General features: G+C 62.9%; 19 protein-coding genes, 1 other RNA gene and 1 pseudogene. 6 read left to right on the top strand and 15 right to left on the bottom strand.

Annotated elements, in window-relative coordinates; genetic code table 11:
- Window positions 1–92: 92 nt before the first annotated feature.
- Window positions 93–1,124, bottom strand: coding sequence for a rod shape-determining protein (locus tag DCY11_RS02070; RefSeq protein WP_069445209.1), 1,032 nt, complete (start codon window positions 1,122–1,124; stop codon window positions 93–95).
- A 387-nt stretch (window positions 1,125–1,511) separates the two neighbouring features.
- Complete coding sequence (locus tag DCY11_RS02075; protein ID WP_108681046.1) at window positions 1,512–3,080, bottom strand: 2-isopropylmalate synthase; 1,569 nt, start codon at window positions 3,078–3,080, stop codon at window positions 1,512–1,514.
- A 561-nt stretch (window positions 3,081–3,641) separates the two neighbouring features.
- Between DCY11_RS02075 and DCY11_RS02080 the strand changes: the two genes are divergently transcribed.
- Window positions 3,642–5,423: an SLC13 family permease gene (locus DCY11_RS02080; protein ID WP_108681047.1), complete on the top strand. Its 1,782-nt coding sequence runs from the start codon at window positions 3,642–3,644 to the stop codon at window positions 5,421–5,423.
- 15 nt (window positions 5,424–5,438) lie between these two features.
- Here the strand turns inward: DCY11_RS02080 and DCY11_RS02085 are convergent, their stop codons facing one another.
- The 6 genes and pseudogenes from DCY11_RS02085 to DCY11_RS02110 all read right to left on the bottom strand — a co-directional run bounded on the left by DCY11_RS02085 (window position 5,439) and on the right by DCY11_RS02110 (window position 12,146).
- Window positions 5,439–7,247 carry a murein L,D-transpeptidase gene (locus tag DCY11_RS02085; RefSeq protein ID WP_159079733.1) on the bottom strand — a complete coding sequence of 603 codons (1,809 nt, stop codon included), beginning with the start codon at window positions 7,245–7,247 and terminating at the stop codon, window positions 5,439–5,441.
- Between the two features lie 187 nt (window positions 7,248–7,434).
- Window positions 7,435–7,824, bottom strand: coding sequence for a nuclear transport factor 2 family protein (locus tag DCY11_RS02090; protein WP_108681049.1), 390 nt, complete (start codon window positions 7,822–7,824; stop codon window positions 7,435–7,437).
- Window positions 7,825–7,827: 3 nt separating this feature from the next.
- On the bottom strand, window positions 7,828–8,538 hold the full coding sequence (locus DCY11_RS02095; protein WP_108681050.1) for a DUF2165 domain-containing protein: 711 nt from the start codon (window positions 8,536–8,538) through the stop codon (window positions 7,828–7,830).
- Between the two features lie 177 nt (window positions 8,539–8,715).
- Window positions 8,716–9,735 (bottom strand): ketol-acid reductoisomerase, encoded by a 1,020-nt coding sequence (ilvC, locus tag DCY11_RS02100; protein WP_108681051.1) that lies wholly within the window; start codon window positions 9,733–9,735, stop codon window positions 8,716–8,718.
- A gap of 115 nt (window positions 9,736–9,850) precedes the next feature.
- Window positions 9,851–10,393 carry an acetolactate synthase small subunit gene (ilvN, locus tag DCY11_RS02105; RefSeq protein ID WP_108681052.1) on the bottom strand — a complete coding sequence of 181 codons (543 nt, stop codon included), beginning with the start codon at window positions 10,391–10,393 and terminating at the stop codon, window positions 9,851–9,853.
- Window positions 10,393–12,146, bottom strand: a pseudogene (locus DCY11_RS02110) (acetolactate synthase 3 large subunit). The gene ilvN and the pseudogene DCY11_RS02110 overlap by 1 nt, the downstream one beginning before the upstream one ends.
- Before the next feature lie 431 nt (window positions 12,147–12,577).
- On the opposite strand from DCY11_RS02110, the gene DCY11_RS02115 reads away from it, so the two are divergent.
- The gene (locus DCY11_RS02115; RefSeq protein ID WP_108681053.1) at window positions 12,578–14,521 is read left to right on the top strand and encodes a potassium transporter Kup; all 1,944 of its coding nucleotides are present in this window, start codon (window positions 12,578–12,580) and stop codon (window positions 14,519–14,521) included.
- On the opposite strand, the gene miaA is transcribed toward DCY11_RS02115, so the two are convergent.
- From miaA to DCY11_RS02150, 7 genes are all read right to left on the bottom strand, one after another.
- Window positions 14,518–15,438: a tRNA (adenosine(37)-N6)-dimethylallyltransferase MiaA gene (miaA, locus tag DCY11_RS02120; protein WP_108681054.1), complete on the bottom strand. Its 921-nt coding sequence runs from the start codon at window positions 15,436–15,438 to the stop codon at window positions 14,518–14,520. The two genes, DCY11_RS02115 and miaA, sit on opposite strands and share 4 nt — an antisense overlap.
- 43 nt (window positions 15,439–15,481) lie before the next feature.
- Window positions 15,482–16,990 (bottom strand): Do family serine endopeptidase, encoded by a 1,509-nt coding sequence (locus DCY11_RS02125; RefSeq protein WP_371515022.1) that lies wholly within the window; start codon window positions 16,988–16,990, stop codon window positions 15,482–15,484.
- Between the two features lie 136 nt (window positions 16,991–17,126).
- Entirely contained in the window at window positions 17,127–17,312 is a 186-nt protein-coding gene (locus tag DCY11_RS02130) for a DUF2065 domain-containing protein (RefSeq protein WP_069445199.1), read from the bottom strand.
- 15 nt (window positions 17,313–17,327) lie between these two features.
- Window positions 17,328–18,269: a protease modulator HflC gene (hflC, locus tag DCY11_RS02135; RefSeq protein WP_108681056.1), complete on the bottom strand. Its 942-nt coding sequence runs from the start codon at window positions 18,267–18,269 to the stop codon at window positions 17,328–17,330.
- Window positions 18,269–19,402, bottom strand: coding sequence for an FtsH protease activity modulator HflK (hflK, locus tag DCY11_RS02140; protein WP_108681057.1), 1,134 nt, complete (start codon window positions 19,400–19,402; stop codon window positions 18,269–18,271). The genes hflC and hflK overlap by 1 nt, the downstream gene beginning before the upstream one ends.
- 167 nt (window positions 19,403–19,569) lie before the next feature.
- Window positions 19,570–20,100 carry a dihydrofolate reductase gene (locus tag DCY11_RS02145; protein WP_245409426.1) on the bottom strand — a complete coding sequence of 177 codons (531 nt, stop codon included), beginning with the start codon at window positions 20,098–20,100 and terminating at the stop codon, window positions 19,570–19,572.
- Complete coding sequence (locus tag DCY11_RS02150) at window positions 20,097–20,891, bottom strand: thymidylate synthase (RefSeq protein ID WP_108683635.1); 795 nt, start codon at window positions 20,889–20,891, stop codon at window positions 20,097–20,099. The genes DCY11_RS02145 and DCY11_RS02150 overlap by 4 nt, the downstream gene beginning before the upstream one ends.
- Window positions 20,892–20,987: 96 nt before the next feature.
- Between DCY11_RS02150 and DCY11_RS02155 the strand changes: the two genes are divergently transcribed.
- The 4 genes from DCY11_RS02155 to glsA all read left to right on the top strand — a co-directional run bounded on the left by DCY11_RS02155 (window position 20,988) and on the right by glsA (window position 24,400).
- Window positions 20,988–21,248 carry a PepSY domain-containing protein gene (locus DCY11_RS02155; protein WP_069445195.1) on the top strand — a complete coding sequence of 87 codons (261 nt, stop codon included), beginning with the start codon at window positions 20,988–20,990 and terminating at the stop codon, window positions 21,246–21,248.
- A 78-nt stretch (window positions 21,249–21,326) separates the two neighbouring features.
- Window positions 21,327–21,751, top strand: a transfer-messenger RNA (tmRNA) gene (ssrA, locus tag DCY11_RS02160).
- Between the two features lie 51 nt (window positions 21,752–21,802).
- The gene (locus tag DCY11_RS02165; protein ID WP_108681058.1) at window positions 21,803–22,345 is read left to right on the top strand and encodes an SspB family protein; all 543 of its coding nucleotides are present in this window, start codon (window positions 21,803–21,805) and stop codon (window positions 22,343–22,345) included.
- A gap of 177 nt (window positions 22,346–22,522) precedes the next feature.
- Window positions 22,523–24,400: a glutaminase A gene (gene glsA / locus DCY11_RS02170; protein ID WP_159079734.1), complete on the top strand. Its 1,878-nt coding sequence runs from the start codon at window positions 22,523–22,525 to the stop codon at window positions 24,398–24,400.
- Window positions 24,401–24,412: the final 12 nt, after the last annotated feature.

Consider the following 24,412-nt stretch of genomic DNA (forward strand, 5'->3'; position numbering starts at 1 on the left):
GCATTGCGTTCAGTCTCTTGGAACGCCACCAGGGCGTCCGTGGTCCTCACTTAAAGGGCCTCGCGCCTAGACGAAGCTATTATAACACATACCTAGGGCTTGATCAGCAGATCCGCCATTTCATCCAGCCGCTCGAGCGCCATGCCGGTTCCCCGAACCACGCTCCGCAACGGGTCCTCCGCGATCTGGAATTTCACACCTGTTTCCTGCTGAAGCCGGACGTCGAGCTTCTCGAGCAATGCGCCACCGCCCGTCAGATAGATGCCCGACTCGGCGATATCGGCCGTCAGTTCGGGCGGCACGTCCGCCAGGGCCTGACGGATACCGCCGACGATCTGCTGGATCGGCAGCGTCAGCGCATCTGCGATCTCGTGTGGCCCGAGCGTGATCTCGGCCGGGAAACCGCGTTGCAGATCGCGCCCCTTGAGCTTGATCGTGACGTGGGTGCCGTTGGCCTTTGCGACAGCCGACCCGGACTCCTTCTTCACGACCTCGGCGTTCGGCGCCCCGATCATGAGGTGATGCTTGAAGCGTGCATAATTGACGATCGCCTCGTCCATGGCGTTGCCGGCCGTGCGGATCGATTTCGAATAGATCACGCTGCCCATGGACATGACGGCGATATCCGTGGTGCCGCCGCCGATATCGACAACCATCGAGCCCCGGGGTTCGTTGATCGGCAGCCCTGCCCCGATCGCGCCGGCCACGGGCTCGGAAATCAGATAAACGCGCCGCGCGCCTGCCGAGAGCCCCGCCTCATGGACCGCGCGCCGCTCGACCGAGGTCGCACTGGCCGGAACGCAAATCATGACCCGCGGGCTGCCGAACAGGCGCCGCCTATTCACGCGGCGAATGAAGAACTTGATCATCTCCTCAGCAGCGTTGAAGTCGGCGATGACGCCATCGCGGAGCGGCTGGACGGTGACGATTTTGGTGGGGGTCTTTCCGAGCATCGTCTTGGCCTCGTGGCCCGCCGCGATGACTCTTTGATCGTCGCCGCGCTGCTCGATTGCGACCACGGACGGCTCGTCTAGAACAATTCCACGTCCGGGCACGTAGACGACCGTATTCGCCGTGCCAAGATCAATGGCCATGTCCGCGGAAGAGCCCAACCACGAGAACATTTACCGCCCCACCTGCCCGCCTGCCGACGAGCTTCACGCGTTACTGATATCCGGATCGGTCCGCCGGTCAGGCCGCCGATCACGGATGAAGACACCCACGACGGCAGAAAACGCCCCCAATCAATGGGGTCGCACCCCGCCGCAACGGTCGGTATGTTGCGTCAAATCTCCTGCATGGGCAATGCGTGAACAGACTGTTTCGCGAAAACTTTTTTCGACTTGCGCGGATCGGTGGTGAATTGGCCGACCTGCGCGCTTCCTTTGCAACAGGCGATCCGGGACTGCCCACTTGCTGGGCATCCCGGCGGTGGAAATGACATCGGCCCGGCGCATGGCGCCGGGCCGACAATCATTCTGCCAAATTCGTTCCTGGAGCCCGTCCGGACGCTAGGACGCGAGCATAGTCTCCGGCTTCCTGCGCGCCCCGCGCGCCAGCAGCTTATTCAGTGCGCTGACATAGGCCCGCGCGGAGGCAACCATCGTGTCCGTGTCGGAGCCGCGGCCGGTGGCGATCTTGCCGTCGGACTCCAGACGCACCATGACTTCGGCCTGGGCGTCGGTACCTTCGGTCACCGCGCTCACCTGATACAGAGCCAAGCGGGCGTCGTGCGGCACGAGCGCGCGAATGGCCTGGAAGGTCGCATCGACCGGCCCGTCGCCGACAGCCTCGTACATGTGCTGCTTGTCGTCGATAACGAGGGTGATGGTCGCTTTCTGCGGCCCCCCCGTTCCGGCGATCACCGTCAGCGACGTCACCCGGATCCGGTCCTGCGCCGAGGCGATCTCCTGGTCCACCAGGGCTTCGATGTCCTCGTCGTAGACATGCTTCTTTACGTCGGCCAGGCCCTTGAAGCGCACAAAGGCATCCTCGAAGGCGTTGTCGCCCAACTCGTAGCCGAGTTCCTTCAGCTTCTCGCGGAAGGCATGGCGCCCGGAGTGCTTGCCCATCACCAGCGACGACTCTTTCACGCCCACGCTCTCCGGCGTCATAATCTCGAACGTGCCCGCATGTTTCAGCACGCCATCCTGGTGGATGCCGCTTTCATGGGCGAAGGCGTTCCGGCCGACGATGGCCTTGTTGTACTGAACCGGGAAGGCCGTCACGCGCGACACCAGCTTCGACGCCCGGGTCAGGAGCGTCGTGTCGACGCCGGTCCACACGGACAACGCATCCGCGCGCGTGTGGATCGCCATGACGATCTCTTCCAGCGCCGCATTGCCCGCGCGTTCGCCGAGCCCGTTGACGGCACATTCGACCTGACGCGCGCCGGCGGTCACGCCCGCCAGCGAGTTGGCCACGGCCAAGCCCAGATCGTTGTGGCAATGGGTAGAGAAGATGATCTCGTCCGCGCCCGGCACCCTCTCCTGCAGAACATGGATCAGATCACCGAACTCGTCGTGATAGGCATAGCCGACCGTGTCCGGAATGTTCACGGTTGTCGCGCCGGCCTTGATCGCGGCTTCCACGCAGCGGCACAGGAAATCGATCTCCGTGCGGGTCGCGTCCATCGCGGACCACTCGACGTCGTCGGTGAGGCCGCGGGCCCGGCTGACGGAGGCCGTCACGCGGGCCAGACATTCGGCCTCGTCGATATCCATCTGATATTTGCGATGGAGTGGCGAGGTGCCGATGAAGGTATGGATGCGGCCGCGCTCCGCAGGCCGGATGGCCTCGGCGCACCGATCGATGTCGCCGGGCTGGGCCCGCGCCAGGCCGCAGATGACGGCGTTCTTCGACCGCCGGGCGATCTCCTGGACGCTTTCAAAGTCGCCTTGGGAGGCGATCGGGAATCCCGCCTCGATCACGTCCACGCCCATCTCGTCGAGAAGTTCGGCGACCTCCAGCTTTTCCTCGAAGGTCATCGTGGCGCCGGGGCACTGTTCCCCGTCGCGCAGCGTGGTGTCGAATATGATGACGCGATCCTTCTCGTCGCGCGCGTTCGTCTCGGTATTCATGGTGCTCGTCCTTAAAACGAATGGCCTTCAGTCTATCACGACCGGTCAAGCCGCTGACTTCTCAAGCCTCTGACTTCGTGGAGGTTCGTTTCGCCATCCCCTGAACGCCCGCCTCGGCATGCCGAGACCGCCGGTGCTCAGGGGCACATAAGGAGGAGCGGAAGGGTGCGCGCGCGCAGAGCCGACTGCCGCGGCAGCATGCTGCCCAGCCCGTCTTTCATCTGCAATTCAAAGCGCTGCATCATTGCCCTTCTCCGCGAAGGCCCTTCCGAAGCCTGCGATGACCGGAAAATAGGGTGTACGGCCCCGAAGAGCAAGCGCAAGACGCCGCATTGACCCCGCTGGGGCAATCGGGAAAGTCCGGTGGACGCAAGTTTGGCAAATTTACCCTCATCGCCGACCGGGGCCCGAAAAAGCCAAGCCTGCCAAGCGGCTCTTCCAGGTTGGATTTCGCTTGTGGACCCCGCGCGATGAAATAGAGCTGCCGGGCGATCCCATGGACAGGCAATAGAACTTTGATCACAGTCCGCGCAATCGCGGCAACAGGGGACAAGCACCGCTTTGGCTCAGTTTATCGATCAGTATCAGACAGGTATCGCGCTCGTGATCCTGGCGGCAACGTTCGGCGCTTTCCTGCTCGAGCGGTATCCGCCGTCCGTCGTCGCGACGGCGGGCGCGGCCGCTTTTCTCGTGCTCGGCCTGATCGACACGAAGGACGTGATGGGCGTGTTCTCGAACAGCGCCCCGATCACGATCGCGGCCATGTTCATTCTCTCCGGCGCGCTGGTCAGGACGGGCACCCTGGAAGCCGCCGCCTCATGGGTCACGTCGCACGCGGAGGAGCGCCCCAAGACGGTGCTGCTTCTGTTTCTCCTGGGGACAATGGTCGCCTCCGCCTTCATGAACAACACGCCGGTGGTCATGGTCCTTATCCCCATCGCCGTACGGTTGGCGCGCACCGTGAACATGGCGCCGACTCAGTTGCTGATCCCCCTCTCCTATGCCGCAATCCTCGGCGGCACCTGCACGCTGATCGGAACGTCGACCAACCTTCTGGTGGACGGCGTCGCACGCCAGCAAGGACTGCCAGCGTTCTCCATCTTTGAAATCACGCCGGTCGGCCTTGTCGCGGCCACCGTCGGCATGGCGACCATGCTGCTGCTCGCGCGCGTGCTGTTGCCGGCCCGCATGAGCGCGGCGGACCTGATGGACGAAGACGGCAAGGTCAATTTTCTGACGGAGTTGACGGTATGCGAGGGCTCCCGCTTCTCCGGAAAGGCTCTGGGCGAGATCAAGGAGCTGAACCGGGAGGGCATCCGGCTGTTGGCCGTGCAGCGCAACGGCACGTCGAGCCGCCATAAGCTCGCCGAGCACGTGCTCGAGGCGGGCGACCGCATTGTCATCCAGGCCACCATGCCCGAGGTGCTCACCCTGCACGGCGAGCGCGGGTTCGACATCCTCGGTGTTGGCGGCGGCGAGAGCGACCGGGATCACATCATCGTCGAAGCGGTGCTGGCACCCGGCCGCGGCGCGCACCACACGGTCAGCGCCATGCGGCTCGGCCGGTTTGGTGTCCGCCTTCTCGGCATCAGCCGCCATCGCTACCTGCCCGGCATCGCCCTCGAGCAGGTTCAGCTGCGCGCGGCAGATAGAATTCTGCTTGAAGGCACGCCGGAGGGCTTGGCCGCGGCGGCCGACGAGGCGGATCTCATCAACATGTCCCAGCCCCGGTCACGGAGCTACCGGCGCAAGAAAGCCCCGGTGGCGATCATCGCGCTCGCCAGCGTCGTCGCGCTGGCCGCCTTGAACGTCATGCCCATCGGCGGCTTGGCGGTGCTGGGCGTGGCCGCCATCCTGCTCTTGCGATGCATCGATGCGGAGGAAGCCTGGGAGTCGATCAACGGCGGGATCCTGGTCTTGATCTTCGCCATGCTCGCGATCGGCATTGGCCTGGAGAAGACAGGCGCGGTGGAGGCCATTGTGGCTGCGATCGAGCCGATGCTCGGCCGGAACTCGGGCTATGTGCTGCTCGTCGTGGTCTACTTCCTGGCTGCCGTCTTGACCGAGCTCATCACCAACAATGCCGTGGCCGTGGTGCTGACGCCCATCGCCATCGGCCTGGCTGAGAGCCTTGGCCTCGACTCCCGGCCGTTGCTCGTCGCCATCATGATGGGCGCCAGCGCCAGCTTCGCCACACCCATCGGGTATCAAACCAACACGATGGTCTATGCTTCGGGGAACTACCGCTTCAGCGACTTCCTGCGCATCGGCGTGCCGATGAACATCATCGTCGGCCTTGCCACCTGCGCGGCAATTGCGCTGTTCATGCCGCTCTCGAAGTGAGCGTGCGGTCTATCTCTAGAAGTCGAAGATGCCCGCGAACGGGTTGTCCCCGCGCCGCGACCGCCTGGAGACACGCCGCTCACCGCCGCCGCTCGACGCCGTGACGTTGTCCGGCAGCCCGGCCGGGATCGGCCGGCCGTTGAGCGCGGCGATCATCCGCCGGTCGTGGCCATACAGGTCCTTGTACTGCTTCAACTCACCGTTCTCGTCCGCGACCGCCGTGAAGTAGGTCAGGTACACCGGGATACGGTTCTTGATGAAGACCTTGTTGGCGTCCGCGCCGTTATGCATCGCCGACGAGACCCGTGCCGCCGACCAGTCCTGATCGTGTCCGAGCAGAACCGTCGCGAGCTTGTCCGGGTTCTGGACCCGCACGCAGCCATGGCTGTAGGCGCGCACCGGATTGGAGAACAGATTCTTCTGCGTGGTGTCGTGCAGATAGACGTCGTGCGTGTTCGGGAAGCGGAACTTCACCAGTCCCAGCACGTTGCGCGGGCCCGGCGGCTGATAAAGCTCGTAGCGGCGAATGTCGTTGCGGCTCCAGTCGATCCGGTCGGGATCGATGTCGCGGCCGTTGGCCCCACGGATCCGCAAGCCCTGACGCCGCAGCACGGACGTATCCCACCCGCTGGAGAAGAAGCCGCCGCCCCTGCGCAGATAGGGTGCGATCTCGTTCTGCTTGATCGAGTTCGGCACATACCAATTCGGGCGGAACACGATCTCTTCCATCTCATCGGTGAAGATGGGTGTCTGCGTGTGCGTCTTGCCCACGATCACGCGCGTCTCGTGAATGGGCTCGTCTTCCTTGAAGACCCGCACCTTGAATTCTGGGATGTTCACGTCGACGTAGAATGCGCCGAGGTCGTGCGGCAACCAGCGGTAACGCTCCATGTTCACAAGCAGCAGATCGATCTTCTGCTGGCCCGACACCACCGTTGTCGATGAGGTCTCGCCGCCGTTCAACATGCGCCGCGTGCCCGAGCCGACCATGCCGTCTGGCTTGCCGCCCTGGGTGCGCTGGAACGCGATGACCGCGTCGCGAAGATCCTCGTCGAAGACGTACTCGTCGGCGCCCTCTTTGGCCGGAGTCTCGAGCCGCTTGCGCAGCAACGCCACCTGGCCGTGCTTGACGCCGAGCTTCAGCGTCGGCCCTGCGGGAATTTCCACGTCTTCGGGCTTGTCGGCGACGGGCGCCGGAGCCGTGTCGCCCTTGCGTTCAGCGATCAGCTGCTTGCGCAGAGCCTCGAACTGGGGATGGGTCGGCTGGAAGCTCCGCAAGTAAGCGGCGGGGTCGGAGCGGATGGCGATGAAGCCGATGACCTCAGCCGGGTCCGGCAGATAAAGACTGGGATCGAGATTCTTGCTGAGGCTCTGCGGATTGATCCGGCCGCCCCGCGCGTCACGCGCATACTCGATGACCGCCGCACTGATCTTCAGCTCGGCATCCGCGAGCTTCGTCACGGCATCGGGCCCGCTCGCGTCGAAGCCGGCCAGGTTCGGCAGTTTGTAGTCCGAAGCGCGCAGCCCGTAATCGTCGGCCTTCGCGATCTCCTGAACCACAGCCTTGCCGCGGGCGCTCAGGCCGTTTTCGCCGACCCAAAGAAGCTTGCGGTCGGGGACGGAGTAGTATTCGGCGAGAGCGATCTGCTCGGCCGTGTCCTTCATGGGCACGGCGCCCACCTGATCCTGCACCGAAATCCGGATTGCTTCAGAACGCGTGACGAGTTCGGCCGGGCCGTCAGGCTCGGCGGCAAACCCCGGGGCAGCGAATGAGACCACAGCCGCAATGCCGATGGCAGCTGATCTCAAGCTGAATGTTGTCATTCCTGGCTCCCTCTGGACCTCTGGTCCACCGTCCCCGCGTCTCGGCTCCTCTTCCCCGCAAACTTGAACCGAATCTCTCAAAATCCAGCTGATTTGCGGGATTATGCGCATCATTCCGCCATTCGACCACCCAATTTCGGCCCCGAAGTGGCAGAACTCAATGGAAAGGTTCGGCCGGCGGAGGCCTCTAGCCGGCGAGTGCGGTGTCGAGGAACTCATTGAGCGATATAATTTTTCCACAGCCGATTTCAATGAAATCGGCCAGCTCCGTGGTGAAGGTCTCGCCGGATGTGATATTTTGGACACGGGCGCTCCAGCGGATCGCCGCCCTGTTCCCATCCATCAGCAAGTCTTCGATCGAGAATTCGTCCAGTGCGAAGCTGTCCGAGAGGGTTCTGAACAGGCTCATGATGCCCTCGCGTCCCTGGACCGATGTGGCCAACATACTGAACTCGGGTGAGCCGACAATCCGGAACCGGGCATCGTCTGCGAACATCGCGCCGATGGCTTCCACGTCTCCTTCGATGCGCGCGGCGTAGAACTTTTTCAGGAACGCCTCCAACTCCGTGCTGTCCATCGGTCAGCTCTCCTCCCCCATCTTGTCGTTGGCCGCGGCCAGCCGGCTCTTGGCTGCACTCGTCTTGGCGGCGCTCGTTTTCGCCTGCGTCCGCTTCTTGGCCGGCGCACGCTTCTTCGCCGGGGCCTTCTTCTTGGCTGGCGCCGCTGTTTTCTTGGCTGGCGCCGTTTTGGCCGGCGCGCTGGCGGGTATGGGAGCCGCCGCGACTATGGCGGGCTCCTTGAGGTCACGGTCGGGCAGCATGACGAAGATCAAGACCGCGAGCGCCGTCATGTAGAAGCGGAAGGCCGACTCCTGGCCGTTCCACGTCGCCGACTGCCACATGGCGAACCACTCCCCGGCAACCACCATGAATCCGAAGAACCACACCAGAAAGGCGACCAGCGCACCCATGACCGTCAGGGCTTTGGCGCGGTCGAAGACGGCCCCCGGGGCGCGCCGGACCATCAATAGACGAATGGCGCCGGCGAGGAAGAGCACGCCCGCCGTTGCTTCGCCGAAGATTATAAGTCTATAGGCCGCCTGCCAGTACGCCGGCTCCGTGACCGCCCGGTACATCAGCTTGTTGCCCGGATAGGTCGTGTCCATGCTCATCACATGCTGCACGAACAGAAAATTGGACTGGTAGTCGGTGAGATTGCCGAACACGACCAGCAGGCAGAAAGCCGCGAGACACGCGACCATGACGATCTTGGCGATACGAGCGGTGTACATGGCGATCCCCCCTGCCCCGAAGGCCCTCAAAACCTCGGGATGGTGTCCTTAAACTTCTGCGTCCGTATGACGATGGGGAACCTTAGAGCAAGACGCCGCGGAACGCGCCTGCCCAAACAAAAAATGGCCGGGACGAGCCCGGCCATTCGATGTCTCTAAGAGAAAATCGCCAAGCGATTAGTTCTTCGACTTGTCGACCATCTTGCTCTCGGCGATCCACGGCATCATGGCGCGCAGCTTCTCACCGACCACTTCCATCTCGTGGCCGTCGCACTTGGCGCGCATGGCCTTGAAGCTCGGCTGGTTGATCTTGTTCTCGAGCATCCAGTTCTTCACGAAGGTGCCATTCTGAATGTCGGTCAGCACGTCCTTCATGGCGGCCTTGCTGTCGCCGGTCACGACGCGCGGCCCGGAGACGTACTCGCCGTACTCGGCCGTGTTCGACACGGAGTAGTTCATGTTGGCGATGCCGCCCTCGTAGATGAGGTCGACGATGAGCTTCACCTCATGGACCGTTTCGAAATAGGCCATCTCGGGGGCGTAGCCCGCCTCGACCAGGGTCTCGAAGCCGCTGCGCATCAGCTCGACGAGGCCGCCGCAGAGCACGGCCTGCTCACCGAACAGATCGGTTTCGCACTCCTCGCGGAACGTGGTCTCGATGATACCGGCGCGGCCGCCGCCGATGGCGGCGGCATAAGACAGCGACAGATCGTGGGCGTTGCCCGTGGCGTCCTGGGCGATGGCCACGAGGCACGGCACGCCGGCGCCGCGCTTGTATTCGGCGCGCACCGTGTGGCCGGGGCCCTTGGGCGCCACCATGCCGACATCCATGTCCGCGCGGGGCTCGATCAGGTTGAAGTGGATGTTGAGGCCATGGGCAAAGAAGAGCGCGGAGCCCTGCTTCATGTTGGGCTTGAGCTCTTTTTCCCAGATATCAGCCTGGAGCTCGTCCGGGGTCAGCATCATGACCACGTCGGCCCAGGCGGCGGCCTCGGAGACGCTCATGACCTTGAGCCCTTCGCCCTCGGCCTTGGCGGCGGAGCTGGAGCCGGGGCGCAGGCCGATGGCCACTTCGGCGACGCCGGAATCCTTCATGTTCAGAGCATGGGCGTGGCCCTGGCTGCCATAGCCGATGATGGCGACCTTCTTGCCCTTGATCAGATTGAGATCGGCATCCCGATCGTAATAGACACGCATACCTCTTCCCCTACGTTCTACAATTTCAATGTCTTCAAAACTTGGCTGTGACGATTGGGTCCGGGTTGTGCCGCCGGACCCGCAAAAAGACAAGTGTCGGATGACCTCGTGAGAGCTACATCCGCTCAGCCCCGCGGGCGATGGCCGCGACGCCGGTGCGGCAGACCTCGACCAGGCCGAGGGGCTGCATCAAGGCGACGAACTGTTCGATCTTGGATTGGCGCCCCGTAATCTCGAACACGAAATGCTCGAGCGAGGCGTCGACGGCCTTCGCGCGGAAGGTTTCGGCAAGGCGCAGCGCTTCCACGCGCTTCTCGCCGACGCCCGCCACCTTCACCAGCGCTAGTTCCCGTTCGATGGTCTCGCCGCAGACGGTGAGGTCCGTGACCGAGTGGATCGGCACCAGCCTGTCGAGCTGGTTCTTGATCTGCTCGATGACCATGGGCGTTCCCGTCGTCACGATGGTGATACGGGACAGATGCGCCTCGTGCTCGGTCTCGGACACGGTCAGCGACTCGATGTTGTAACCGCGGCCCGAGAACAGGCCGATGACGCGCGCGAGCACGCCGGGCTCGTTGTCCACGAGCACGCTCATCGTGTGCGTCTCGAGAGTCTCTACGGGCTTCTCGAGGGAGTAAGCGGAACCAGGCTGCCCCATCAGACCATCACCTTGCCTTCTTCGGAGATGGCCTTCTCGATATCCTCTTCCGTCAGGTCGTCGCCCATCAGCATATTGTTGTGCGCCTCGCCGCTCGGAATCATCGGGAAGCAATTGGCGTGCTTGTCGACCACGCAGTCGAAGATGACCGGACGCGGCGTCTTGATCATTTCGAGGATCGCGTCGTCGAGCTCGTCCGGCTTCTCAGCGCGGATGCCGACAGCGTGGTAGGCCTCTGCCAGTCTCACGAAGTCGGGCAGCGCCTCGCTATAGGAGTGCGAATAGCGGCCGCCGTGAAGCAGTTCCTGCCACTGACGGACCATGCCCATGTACTCGTTGTTCAGGATGAAGATCTTGATCGGCAGATCGTACTGAACCGCCGTTGAGATCTCCTGCATGGTCATCTGCACCGACGCCTCGCCCGCGATGTCGATGACGAGCGAGTCTTTGTGCGCCATCTGCACGCCGACCGCGGCCGGAATGCCATAGCCCATCGTGCCGAGACCGCCGGATGTCATCCAGCGGTTGGGCTCGTCGAAATGGAAATACTGAGCGGCCCACATCTGATGCTGGCCCACTTCCGTGGTGATGTAGGTGTCGTGATCGCGTGTCAGCGCAAACAGCCTCTCTATGGCGTATTGCGGCATGATCACGTCGCTCTTGTTCCGGTAGTGCAAGCATTTGCGCTTGCGCCAGGTCTCGATCTGATCCCACCAGCGCGCGTGCGCCTCCTTGTCGAGGGACGGCTTCTTAGCCTTCCAAGTCTCGATCATCTGATCGATCACGAAGGCGCAGTCGCCGACGATCGGAAGGTCCACATGGACATTCTTGTTGATCGAGGACGGATCGACATCCACGTGGATCTTCTTCGAGCCCGGCGAGAACGCGTCGAGCCGGCCGGTGATGCGGTCGTCGAAGCGCGCGCCGATGCAGATCATGACATCGCAGTCATGCATGGCGTTGTTGGCTTCGTAGGTGCCGTGCATACCGAGCATGCCGAGCCACTGCTTGTCCGAAGCCGGATAGCTGCCAAGCCCCATCAGCGTCGAGGTGATCGGGTAGCCGGTCATGCGCACGAGTTCGCGCAGGCTTTTGCTCGCCGCCGGTCCCGCGTTGATGACACCGCCACCCGTATAGAAGACCGGCTTCTTGGCATTGATCATCAACTCAACCGCCGCGTCGATCGCGTTCTGATCGCCCTTCTGCGGGGGACATAGCTCTTGTGCTGAGAGTTCGAGACGCCCTTGTAGGTTCCCGTCATGAACTGGATGTCCTTGGGGATATCCACGACGACGGGACCCGGCCGGCCCGAGCGTGCGACGTAGAACGCTTCGTGCAGCACCTCAGCGAGCTGATTGACGTCCTTCACCAGATAATTGTGCTTCGTGCAGGGACGCGTGATGCCGACCGTGTCGCATTCCTGAAAGGCATCGTTGCCGATCAGATGCGTCGGCACCTGGCCCGTGATGCAGACAACCGGAATCGAATCCATGAGTGCATCGGTCAGCCCCGTCACCGCGTTGGTCGCGCCGGGACCCGACGTCACCAGCACGACGCCGACCTTTCCGGTCGAACGCGCATAGCCTTCGGCCGCGTGGACTGCGCCCTGCTCGTGACGGACCAGCACGTGCTGCAGCCGGTCCTGTTGAAATAGCTCGTCATAGATCGGCAGAACGGCGCCGCCCGGATAGCCGAAGATGTGATCCACCCCCTGGTCGGCGAGCGCCTGAAGCACGATCTGCGCGCCGGTCATCGTGGCTGCGCCGTTTTCGTTGGCAGACATGTCTCTTTCCACTGACAAAACCGGGCCTCAGCGGCTGGACCAACCACTGCCCGGTTAATCTCGATCAAAATGGCAAAAGTGCCGGATTAGGCCGCGCACCCTAGGGCCTCGGTGTCACAGGGTCAACGACAAATGCGAATGTATGGTAAGTTTTTTCGCACCAATCTTTTCATATATTGCGTAACTAAGTCTGTTTTTGTAAATTAATTACACGATTGGGAAATATGAGGACAAAGGGCCTCATCTTTTCCCACAAGCGTTCTAGACAATGGCTGACGATACGCCTAAGGCTCATACCGATTAGTGGGGCAACCTCGATAAGAGGGACAAAGCCACGCCGGCGCAGAGACGCTCTGGTGGGCCCGTAACTGAAAACGCTTTTCCAGTTCATCACATCCTGAATGCAGCAGACCGCATCGTCAGAACCGGCCGTTGCCAACGGCAATGGACACGGCCACGGCCATGAGCCGGCGAACGCGCCTATAACGAGCCGCGCGTTCTGGGCGCTGACGTTCGGGTCGATCGGCGTCGTCTATGGCGACATCGGCACGAGCCCCCTTTACGCGCTGCGCGAAGCCGTGCTCGCCGCGGGCGGTTCTTACGGCGCCGTGACGGAGGCCGCCGTATTCGGCGTCCTGTCGCTGATCTTCTGGTCGCTGATTGTCGTCGTCACGCTGAAATACGTTGTGCTGCTCCTCCGCGCGGACAACAACGGCGAAGGCGGCACCTTGGCGCTGACCGCGCTCGCGTTCACCGCACTGGGCAAACGCACGCCGCTCGTACTGGGACTGGGCATTGTCGGCGCGGCCATGTTCTATGGCTCCACGTTGATCACCCCTGCCCTGTCGGTGCTGTCGGCCGTTGAAGGTCTCAACGTCGCCACGGACGCGTTCGAGCCTTATGTGCTCCCGATCACCGTGATCATTCTCGTCGCGCTGTTTTCCGTGCAGAGCCACGGGACGGCGCGCGTCTCGGCGCTGTTCGCTCCGATCACGACCGTCTGGTTCCTAGTGTTGGCGATCGCGGGGGCGGTCGAGATCGCCGAATACCCGCGCATCTTTCTGGCGCTGAACCCCTATTACGGCCTCAAGTTTCTCTTCACACACGGCATGATCGGCCTCATCACGCTCGGTGCGGTGTTCCTGGTCGTGACGGGGTCCGAGGCCCTTTACAACGATCTCGGCCATTTTGGACGTAAGCCAATTCAGACGGCATGGTTCATTCTGGTTCTCCCCGCCCTGCTCCTGAACTATTTCGGACAAGGCGCGCTGGTGCTTGCGCATCCAGACGCACTGTCGAACCCCTTCTTCCTACTGTTCCCCGACTGGGCGCTCTATCCCATGGTTGCGTTGGCGACGATGGCCACTGCCATCGCGAGCCAAGCCGTGATCACGGGCGCCTACTCGATAACGCGGCAAGCCATGCAGCTCGGACTTCTGCCGCGCATGGAAGTGCGGCACACATCGGAGTCGCAGGCCGGCCAGATCTACATGCCGCGGGTCAACTGGGTCCTACTGACCGGCGTTCTGCTGCTGGTGTTCATGTTCCGGTCGTCGAGCGAGCTTGCCTCCGCCTATGTGCTGGCGGTGGCGGCGACGGAGTGGGTGGCAGGCATTCTCGGCTTCATCGTCATCTGGAAACTGTGGCGCTGGAAGCTTTACTGGGCGATCGCCCTGATGGCCCCGCTGACCTTCGTCGACACCGCCTTCGTCATGGCCAGCATGCTGAAGATCGTCGAGGGAGCTTGGCTGCCGGTGCTCGTCGGCATGATCCTGGTTCTCGTCATGCTCACCTGGAGGCGCGGCACGCGGCTCCTGGCACAGAAGACACGCCGCATCGAGGTGCCGTTCGAGCCTCTGATCAAGAGCCTCGAGACCAAACCGCCGCATCTCGTGCCCGGAACCGCCATGTTCCTGAGCGCCGATCCGGAGTTCGCGCCGACCGCGCTCCTGCATAACCTTAAGCACAACAAGGTGCTGCACGAGCACAACGTCATCCTCACCATCAAGAACGAGGACATCCCGCGTGTTGCGCCACAGGATCGGGTTCAGTTGGAACCGATCAGCGACAAGTTCATGCGGATGACGTTGCATTTCGGTTTTGTGGAACGGCCGAACGTTCCGAAAGCTCTCGCGATCGCCCGCCGGAAAGGTTGGCAGTTCGACATCATGTCGACGTCGTTCTTCCTGTCGCAAAGGACGATACGGCCGGACCCGCGATCCGGCATGCCGCAATGGCAGGACCGGCTCTTTGTCTATCTTGCGCATAACGCGGACGATGCGTCGGCCTATTTCCAATTGCCGACCGACCGCGTCGTGGCTATCGGCACGCAGGTGACGGTCTAGCGTTCGTTTGGACCTGGTTCCGGCTCTAATGCGACGGCGGCTTCGCTGTCCGGAACCCACGTCCAATCGGCCATGAAGCGGCGCGCCCACGTCATCTGGCGCTTCGCATAGCGCCGGCTCGACGTCTTCGCTTTCTCGGCCGCCTCGTCCAGGCTCATGGCGCCGGCCAAGTGGCCAACGAGTTCAGGGACGCCGCAGGCCCGCATGATAGGAAGCCCCGGATCGAGACCGAGCTCTGTCAGTGCTTCCACTTCAGCAAGCGCGCCACGCTCCAGCATGGTGTCGAATCGGGCGTCGATGGCGGCGTAGATCACGTCCCGCTCCGGCGCGACCACAAGCTTCAGCAGCCCTTCGTCACGAAGCACCGGCTCCCCTTCTGTCTCCTGCCACTCGGCAAGCGACACGCCCGTAGCCTCGACGACCTCCAGGGCGCGCACGAGACGCTGCGTATCCGTGGCCTCGAGGCGCGTGGCCATGACCGGGTCCCGAGCCTCCAGCGCGGCGTGGAGTTCGCTTGCGGGCGCGGTGGCCGCAGTGTCGCGCCAGCGCTGTCTGACCTCGTCGGGAATGTCGGGGACGGGCGAAAGCCCCCGCAGCAGTGTCATGAAGTAGAGCCCGGTGCCGCCGACGAGGATCGGCACGTGTCCGGCCGCGCGCGCCTCTTTGATCGCGGTGGCCGCTTCGCCAACCCATCGCCCGACGGAATAGGCCTCGCGTCCGGGCACGGTGCCGTACAGGTGGTGGGGAACGCCCGCCATCTCCGCCACGCTGGGACGCGCGGTCAATATCCGCAGCTCGCGGTAGACCTGCATGGAATCGGCATTGATGACCGCACCGCCGAGGCGATCGGCCAGCGCCAGGGCCGCCGCTGACTTGCCGCTAGCAGTAGGTCCGGCGATGAGAACGGCTTCAAACACGATGGGCCATTATTGGGGTTCGCGCCGACGGCGACGAGCCACGTCAGCTGATCGGGACGTTGACGAGGCGCAGATCGCCATCCGCGTTGGCGAGAAGAAATAGGATCTTGCGGCGCCCCGATTTCTCCACGGCACGCAGCCTGGCAACGACCTCCTCAGGCCGATGGACGGCCTCCTGGGTCACTTCGACGATCACGTCGCCAACCTCTATGCGCTTCTTCGCCGCCGGACTGTCCGGGTCGACGGCCGTCACCACAACCCCATCGACGGTCCCGCTGATTTCGAACTTGGCCCGCAGATCGGCGGTCAACGGCTCGATCGTAAGTCCAAGGAGTTCTTTCACACCGTCGGAATCCTCTGGCTCGATCGCCTCGTCATCCTCAGATGCAGGCAGCCGGCCGAGCGTCACGGTGAGATCCAAGAGCTCGCCGTCGCGAAGGACCTTGAGGGGCACGTCCGCTCCCACCGTGCCGTTCGCGACCGCGCGTGGCAGATCGCGCATGTTCCGGATGGATTGTCCGCCAAAGTCGAGAATGACGTCGCGCGGCTTGATGCCGGCGCTGCCCGCCGGCCCCTCGGGAGCGACGGAGGCCACCAAAGCCCCCATCGGCTCCTCCAGGCCAAGGGTGGAGGCCATCTCGTCGGTGACGTTTTGAACGTGCACGCCGAGCCAGCCGCGCCGCGTCTCGCCGAATTCTTTCAACTGGTTCAGAACCCGGACAGCCGTGTTGGACGGAACAGCGAACCCAATGCCGATCGATCCCCCCGTCGGCGAAATGATCGCGGTATTCACGCCCACGACCTGACCATCCATGTTGAACAAGGGACCGCCGGAGTTACCCCGATTGATCGCCGCGTCGGTCTGAATGAAGTTGTCGTAAGGCCCCGCGTTGATGTCGCGCTTCACGGCGGAGACGACGCCCACGGTCAGGCTCCCGCCGAGGCCGAAGGGGTTGCCGATGGCCATCACCCAGTCGCCCACGCGCAAGATGGAGGAATCTCCGAAAGTGATCGCCTTGAGCGGCTTGCGCGGCTTGACCTGCAGCAGAGCGAGATCGGTCTCGGGATCGTGGCCGAGGATTTTAATCACCTTCAGCTTCGACCCGTCGGTGAAATTCACGATGATCTCGTCGGCGCCTTCGATCACGTGATTGTTGGTGACGATCAGTCCCGAGGGATCGATCACAAACCCCGATCCGAGCGAACTGACCTTGCGCGGGGAACCGTCGGGTCCCTCCTCGTCGAAGAAGTCGTCGAACAACTCGTCGAAGGGGCTGGTCTTCGGTCCCTTCCGGCCGGGCCGACTCCCGTTCCGTTCCTTGAGGGTCTGCGTGGTCGAGATATTGACGACGGCGTCCTGGAGTCCCTCGGCAATGTCGGCGACCGACACGGGGCCCTTCGCAAAACCCGGCGCCGGCGCGAGGAGCGCGGCAACCCCGAGACCGGCAGTTGCGGCAATAGCGCAGAAGATAAGCACGGCGCATGCGCCCCGAAAACGACGAGCCCAGCTCTGGCCGTTGCGTCCGGACATCCTTCTGCGCACTCCTGTCATCGTACCAAGCTCAAGCGCGCCGAGGCCTCGGAGCGTTCCGCCCATTTTAGCGAGAGTCGTAGGCCCTGAGGAAGCACGGTTTCGCCCCAAGAGGTGCGCAGGAGCAGACCGGCGGCACCGGCCGGGCGACCCACCATCAGCCTCTTATAAGCCAAACGAGGAGGACACCCACCGCCACTGCGAGGGTGCCCGCCAGCCGCAGGGACTGTTCGGGTGTATCGGACGCCGCTTCCAGAAGCCGGCGCCCGAACCGGGGCGCAAGGGCCCAGACCAGGCCCTCGATCACAAGGACGAGACCGATGGCCACTCCCAGGTCTTCCATGCCCGTACAACCCGCCTAAGGCGTCGAACTCAAGGGCCGGCTTACGGCGCTCTTGTCCCCTTTCGGCATGCTGGACGAAGCACCGCGACCGGCGCCCGAAGCGTCGTTGAAGTATTGGAAGAACTGCGAATCCGGGCTGAGCAGCATCCTGGTATCGCCCGACTGCAAGGCGCCTTCATAGGCCTGCATGGAGCGGTAGAAGGCGAAGAAGTCGGGGTCCTTGCCGAAGGCTTCGGCGAAGACGCGGTTCTTCTCCGCATCGCCCGCACCGCGAATCCGCTCGGATTCACCAGTCGCTTCGGCCTTTACCACCGTCACTTGGCGGTCGGCGTCTGCGCGAATGCGGCGGGACGCCTCCTCACCTTCGGCTCGGATCTCCGCGGCCTCGCGCTGACGTTCCGTCTGCATCCGGCGGAAAATGGCAAGGCTGTTGGCCTCGGGCAGATCCGCCCGCTTGATCCGGACATCGACGACCGTCATGCCAAACTTCTGGGCGTTCTCGTTCATCTCGTTGGTGATCTTCCGCATCAGCTCGTTGCGGTCGTCCCGCACGACGGCCTCGAAGCTTGCCGAACCGAGGACGCGGCGAAGCGCGGCTTCAAGAAAATCGCTGAGCCGTGTCCGTGCGTTGAACTCGTTGTTCACCGATTGGTAGAACAGCAGCGGATTGGTGATCCGCCAGCGCGCGAAGGCGTCAACCACAAGCCGCTTCTGATCGGCGGCGATGACTTCCTGAGGCGCCGAATCCAAATCCAACAGCCGCTTGTCGAAGAACACCACGTTCTGGATGAACGGGATCTTGTAGTTCAGGCCCGGGTCATCGATGACCCGCTTCGCCTTACCGAACTCGAGAACCAGGGCCTGCTGCGTCTGGTAGACGGTGAACAGCGTCAGATAGGCGCCGATGGCCAGGATGCCGATCAGCAGCAGAATGAGCGTAAGAGTTGCCTTTTTCATTACTGCTGCCCTCCGGTCTGGAGCGAAGGAGCCGACGTGGACGATGCCGGCGATTGCGGCGGTTTCCTCTGCAATTCCGTGAGTGGCAGATAGGGCACCACGCCGCCGCCGCCATCCTTGTCGATGATGATCTTGTCGGTCTTGGAGAAGACTTCCTTCATCGTGTCGATGAAGATGCGCTGACGCGTCACGTCCGGCGCCTTCTCGTATTCCAGCAGCACCTTCTCGAAGCGTTCCGCCTCACCCTTTGCCTCGGCGATGACCTGATCGCGATAGCCTTGAGCGTTCTGAAGGATCCGTTCGGCCTCACCGCGGGCTTCCGGAACGACCCGGTTGGCATAGGCTTGGGCCTCGTTCTGCAGACGCTCCTCGTCAGCGCGAGCCGCCTGCACGTCGCGGAACGCGTCGATGACCTGAGCCGGCGGATCGACCTTCTGCAGCTGAACCTGCGTGATCTCGATACCGGCCTTGTAGCCGTCGAGCGTGCGCTGAATGAGCTGCTGCACCTTGCCTTCGGTCTGGGCGCGAGACGACGTCAGGATGGGCTCGATATCGCTTTGTCCGACGATTTCACGCATGGCGCTTTCGGAGACGTCCTTCACGGTGCCTTCGGGATTCTGGATGTTGAAGAGATAGTCGGGCGCGTCACTGATCTTCCAGACCACGACGAAGTCGATGTCGACGATGTTCTCGTCGCCCGTGAGCATCAGGCTTTCCTCGGGCACGTCCCGCACCGAAAGCCCGCCGCCTTGAGCGGAGCGAATGCCAATCTCGATCCGGTTGGCGCGCGTCACCTTCGGGAGCATGACCTCCTCGATTGGATACGGCAGGCGGACGTGCAGGCCAGGCGGAAGCTGGCGCACATACTCACCGAAGCGCAGCACGATGCCGACCTCGTCCGTGTTCACCCGAACGAAGAAGCCGAAGAAGCCGATCACAACGGCGACGAGCACGGCCAGGACGGCCGGAAGCAGCCAGCCGCCACCGCCGGGCATGGCTTGGCGCAGCTTGTCTTGGCTCTTGCGAAGTATGTCTTCCAGGTCAGGTTGCTGGCCGCCACCGCCGGAACCGCCCGGCCTGGGCCCCCAGGGCCCATTGTTGCCGCCACCGCCGCTCTGATTGCTCCAAGGCATATTGTCTCTCGTCCTGATTGCTGAGGGGGCTGCGCGCGAAGCCGCCGTGATTGGGCCGCGCCTATTGCAGGGGAGATTAGGCGCACCAAGTGGCGGAACCGCGACAAGAATCCGGGAGGTTATAGGCCAGGACCAAAGGGCGCGCAATCGAAGGCGGCCCTATTCGGTCAAACCCGCTCCAGGATCACGATGCTGAAATCGTGGTCGTCCTTCGGGCCGGCCTCGAAGGCTTCCCGCGAGACCTCGCGCCACTCGTCCGGGTCGAGGTCCGGGAACCAGGTATCGGCTTCCGGGGAAGCGTGGACCTCGGTGAGATAGATCCGGTCGGCTTGGGGCAGGACTTCGGCGAAGACCGCCTCCCCGCCGATGACGGCGATTTCGTCGGCGCCCTCCTTGGCGGCCCAGAGTCGCGCCTCTTCCAGCGCCGCTGGCAGGTCCCGCACCACGACCACGCCGGGCTCCGTGACGGAGCCGTTCCGGGTCATGACGATATTGAGGCGGCCGTCGAGAACCCGCGGCAGCGATTCGAAGGTGAAGCGACCCATGACCACCGGCTTGCCCATGGTCACGGCGCGAAAGAATTTCATGTCGGACCGCAAGTGCCAGGGCAGCCCGCCGTCCAGGCCGATGGCGCGGTTCTCGCCCATGGCGACGACCAGGGCGATGGCGGGCGACCGTCCTCCGGACTCGTCGGTCACACAGCCACCTCGGCGCGGATCGCCGGATAGGGGTCGTAGCCGACTATATCAAAATCGTCGTAGACGAAGTCGAACAGCGAGGTCACTTCCGGGTTGATCTCGAGACGCGGTCGCGCCCGGGGGGTCCGCGACAGCTGTTCGTCGGCCTGGGCCAGATGGTTCAGATATAGATGCACGTCGCCGAACGTGTGCACGAAGTCGCCCGGCTCCAGCCCCGTGACCTGCGCGACCATATGCGTGAGAAGGGCATAGGACGCGATGTTGAACGGTACGCCGAGGAACATATCCGCGGAGCGCTGATAGAGCTGGCAGGACAACCGTCCGTCGCCGACATAGAACTGGAACAGGCAGTGGCAAGGCGGGAGCGCCATGTTGGGAATCTCGCCCACATTCCACGCGCTGACGATGTGACGCCGCGAATCGGGGTTCTGCTTGATGCCTTCCACCAGCGCCGTGATCTGATCGACCTCGCCCCCTGAGCGGGTCGGCCATGAGCGCCACTGCTTGCCGTAGACCGGCCCTAGATCGCCGTTCTCGTCGGCCCACTCGTCCCAAATCCTGACGCCGTGTTCCTTGAGATAGTGGATATTCGTCGAGCCCTGCAGAAACCACAACAGCTCATGGATGATCGATTTCACATGCAGCTTCTTGGTGGTCATGAGCGGGAACCCCTCGCTCAAGTCGAAGCGCATTTGCGCCCCGAATAGGCTGAGGGTGCCGGTGCCGGTCCGATCCTCCTTGCGGAGGCCCGCATGGCGGACGTGAGAGAGGAGCTCGAGATATTGGCGCAACGTCAGAGTGTCCCTATATTCACCGAGGTCCGGAATGCCGAGACTCACAGGCCGGGCTCGCTACTTTGTCGATAGACCTTGTAGAAGGAGCATTCAATGCGTCGTCTGACAGTTGTCCTCGGCCTTGCGGCCTGCACTACCCTCGGTTTCGTCTCCACCGCCGCCTATGCCCAGAGCATCGGCATCGAGCGGGTCCGGCAGATGGCCTTCGACCGGGGTATCGTCGACCTCGAAGACATCGAATACAAGCGCAGAAGGAATATCTGGAAAGTCGAGGGCGAAGATGCCCGCGGCGACGATATCGAGATGCACGTCGATGCCACGACCGGCCGCGTCCTCAAGATGGAACGCGACTAGCGCATCCGATCCGGCTCTGCCAACTCACTGTGCAACAAGCCTATTCAAGGGGTGAAGATTGGGGGTTATCTACCTCCCGATCTTTCAATTAACCTCTTTGGGGCTTATATATGTGGTGTCGGCTTCGGCCGACTATGGCGATAAACGGTTGACGTAATAAACCATTCGGACCCGGGGGCGGTACCCGGCGGCTCCACCAGGTTTCAGTCTCTCGAGCACGTGACGTGCGGACCAGAGAACTGTGGCATGGGACTTGCGACGTTAAGTCGGTAACGACTGAAACGTGGCGGGGCCGAAATAGGATCGACGAGGGTGTAAAGGTCGTACTTTCGCTCGGCATGGTATCCGCCGTTATCGGGCCGAACCTTATAGTTGCCAATGACAACTATGCGGAGGCACGTCTCGCTGCGTAATGCGGCGCGATAGCCTAAATTAAAGCCCTAGCCTCCTCGCAGAGGTTAGGCGCGGTTTCGGAGGGCACCGGGCAACAGAAGCCCTCCACTTCTGACGGGGTGGACTGCCTACGTCGCCAAAGAATGGAGCGGCGCCATTACATGGCAGACGATGGAATTCGATACGATCTTCTGACACAGGACGCGCTCCGCGGCGTGGTGCGCGAAGTCCTGACACAAGTCCAGCGCGATGGGCTCCCTGGTGAGCACCATCTCTACATCGCCTTCGACACTTGCGCCGAGGGCGTTTCCATTTCCAAACGCCTGAAGGAACAGTACCCGGAGGAGATGACAATCGTCCTCCAGTACCAGTTCTGGGACCTGTTCGTGTGGGACGAGCGCTTCGAGGTGAAGCTGTCCTTCGCGAATGTGCCCGAGCGGCTGGTGATTCCCTTCAGCGCGGTGAAAGCTTTCTACGATCCGTCGGCGCAATTCGGTCTCCAGTTCGGAAAGCCGGGCGCCGCCAACGACTCGGCGCGCCAACATATGGCCTCCGCTCTGCCCGATGTGGTGAGCGACCAGTCCGACGACCGTCCGGGTACGGAGCCACCGGCAGAGGAAGCGAGCGAAACCGAACCGGTCGAAGTGGTCATGTCCCGGCCTCCGGCCGAGGTCGTGCAGCTCGACAACTTCCGCAAGAAGTAGCGCCCCCCCGAATCAGCCGCTTTCTTGTGCGCCCCGGCGACCGCATGCCCACACATTAGCCATCAGAGCACGTCCGAGTTGGCCAACCCGCCCGTTTGGCAGGACGGTCGACATGGCATGATTTCTGATTGATGCTCGCGGGGTGCGGTGTCACGCATCGGCTGGGGAGACGCATACTTGAACAAACTCGATCTAATCCGTGGCGCGCCCAACGCGGACGGCGGGGCCCTTGCGCCCATTCAGGATTATCTGAACGAGATCCACGCACGCGTCTCGAAAATCGAGGGTGGTGCGCCGGCGGACTATATCCCCGAGCTTGGCAAGGTCGATCCAAAGCTGTTCGGTATCGCCATCGCCACCGTGGACGGTCAGCTCTACACGGTGGGCGATGCCCGCGTGCCGTTCACGATCCAATCCGTCTCCAAGCCCTTCATGTACGGCTACGCCCTGCAGCACCACGGGCGTTCGCGCGTCCTGGAGAAGGTCGGCGTGGAGCCGACCGGCGAGGCATTCAACTCCATTGTGCTCGACGAGGCCGCCAACCGGCCCTTCAATCCGATGGTGAACGCGGGCGCGATCGCGGTCGCCGAAATGATGCAAGGCGACACGCTAAAGCAGCGTACCAACAACATGCTCGAATTGTTCTCGAGCCTCGCCGCCCGCAAGATCGAGATCGATGAAGCGGTCTATAAGTCGGAGCTGGCGACGGGCCATCGCAACCGCGCCATCGCCTACATGATGCTCAACACCGCCATGATCGAGCACGATCCGGAGGAAGTCCTCGAACTCTACTTCCGCCAGTGCGCGCTGAGCGTCACCGCATGTGATCTCGCGGTCATGGCGGCAACGCTGGCCAATGACGGCACGAACCCCGTCACCGATCACAAGATATTCGACACCCAATATGTGCGCGACGTGCTCACGGTGATGAACTCTTGCGGCATGTACGACTATGCCGGTGAGTGGGCCTACGAAGTCGGCATGCCGGCCAAGAGCGGCGTATCGGGCTGCGTCATCGCCGCGATCCCCGGACAGATCGGGATCTGCGTTTACGCGCCCCCGATCGACACGCAGGGAAACAGCGTGCGCGGCATCGCCGTGTGCCAGGATATGTCGCGGGAATTCCAGCTCCACTCCTTCTACAACCACACCAACGTCCGCAGCGTCCTCCGACGGGATTACCGCGCCGACATGGTTCGCTCGAACCGGCTGCGCACGCTGGAAGAGCGTACGCTCCTCGCGGAGGAAGGGCACAAGATCGCCGTGCTCGAGGCGCAAGGCGCCCTCTTCTTCGGCTCGACGGAGCAACTGTTGCGCAAGCTGACCGAGCTCGCCAAGGACTCGAAATACATCGTCGTCGACTTCAAGCGCGTACACCATGCCGACAACGCGGCGTGCAAACTGATCGGCCGGGCGGTGCGCGCGATGGCGAAGAGCGACACGGAGCTCGTCTTTGCGTCCATCGACAACGAGGGATCACTCGACCGGCTGACGCGCGTGCTGGCCGAGACGGCGGAAGGACACGCTTTGCGCCAGTTCCGCGATGCGGACGCCGCGCTGGAGTGGTGCGAGGATCAGCTTCTCACCGGCAAAGGCTCCAGCACCGGCACCAAGTTCTCGCTCAATCAGATCAACCTGTTCGACGGTCTCACGCCCGAAGAATGCCGTTTGGTCGAAGGGATCGTGCGGCCGCTCGTCTTCGACAAGGGCGACGTCATCATGCGCGAGGGCGATCCCGCCAAACTCTTCTTCGTGCTGGCGCGCGGCACGGTCAGTGTCGAGATCAAGCTCCACGACAAGCCGGGCCGTCATAAGCGCGTGGCCTCGATCGGGCCGGGCCTGACCTTCGGCGAGATGGCGCTGCTCGACGGCGGTACACGCTCCGCCGACGTGATCGCGAACGAGAAGGTGATCTGCTACGGGCTCGGCGTCGAAGAGTTGCACGAGTTGGCCGAAGAGCATCCCAACGTGATGATCACTATTCTCGGCAATCTGACGCGCGAATTCTCCGAGCGTCTCCGTCACGCCAACGAGGAAATCAGCGTCCTGGAATAAGGCTCCGACCGG

Source organism: Methyloceanibacter sp. wino2, assembly GCF_003071365.1.
Lineage (GTDB): Bacteria > Pseudomonadota > Alphaproteobacteria > Rhizobiales > Methyloligellaceae > Methyloceanibacter.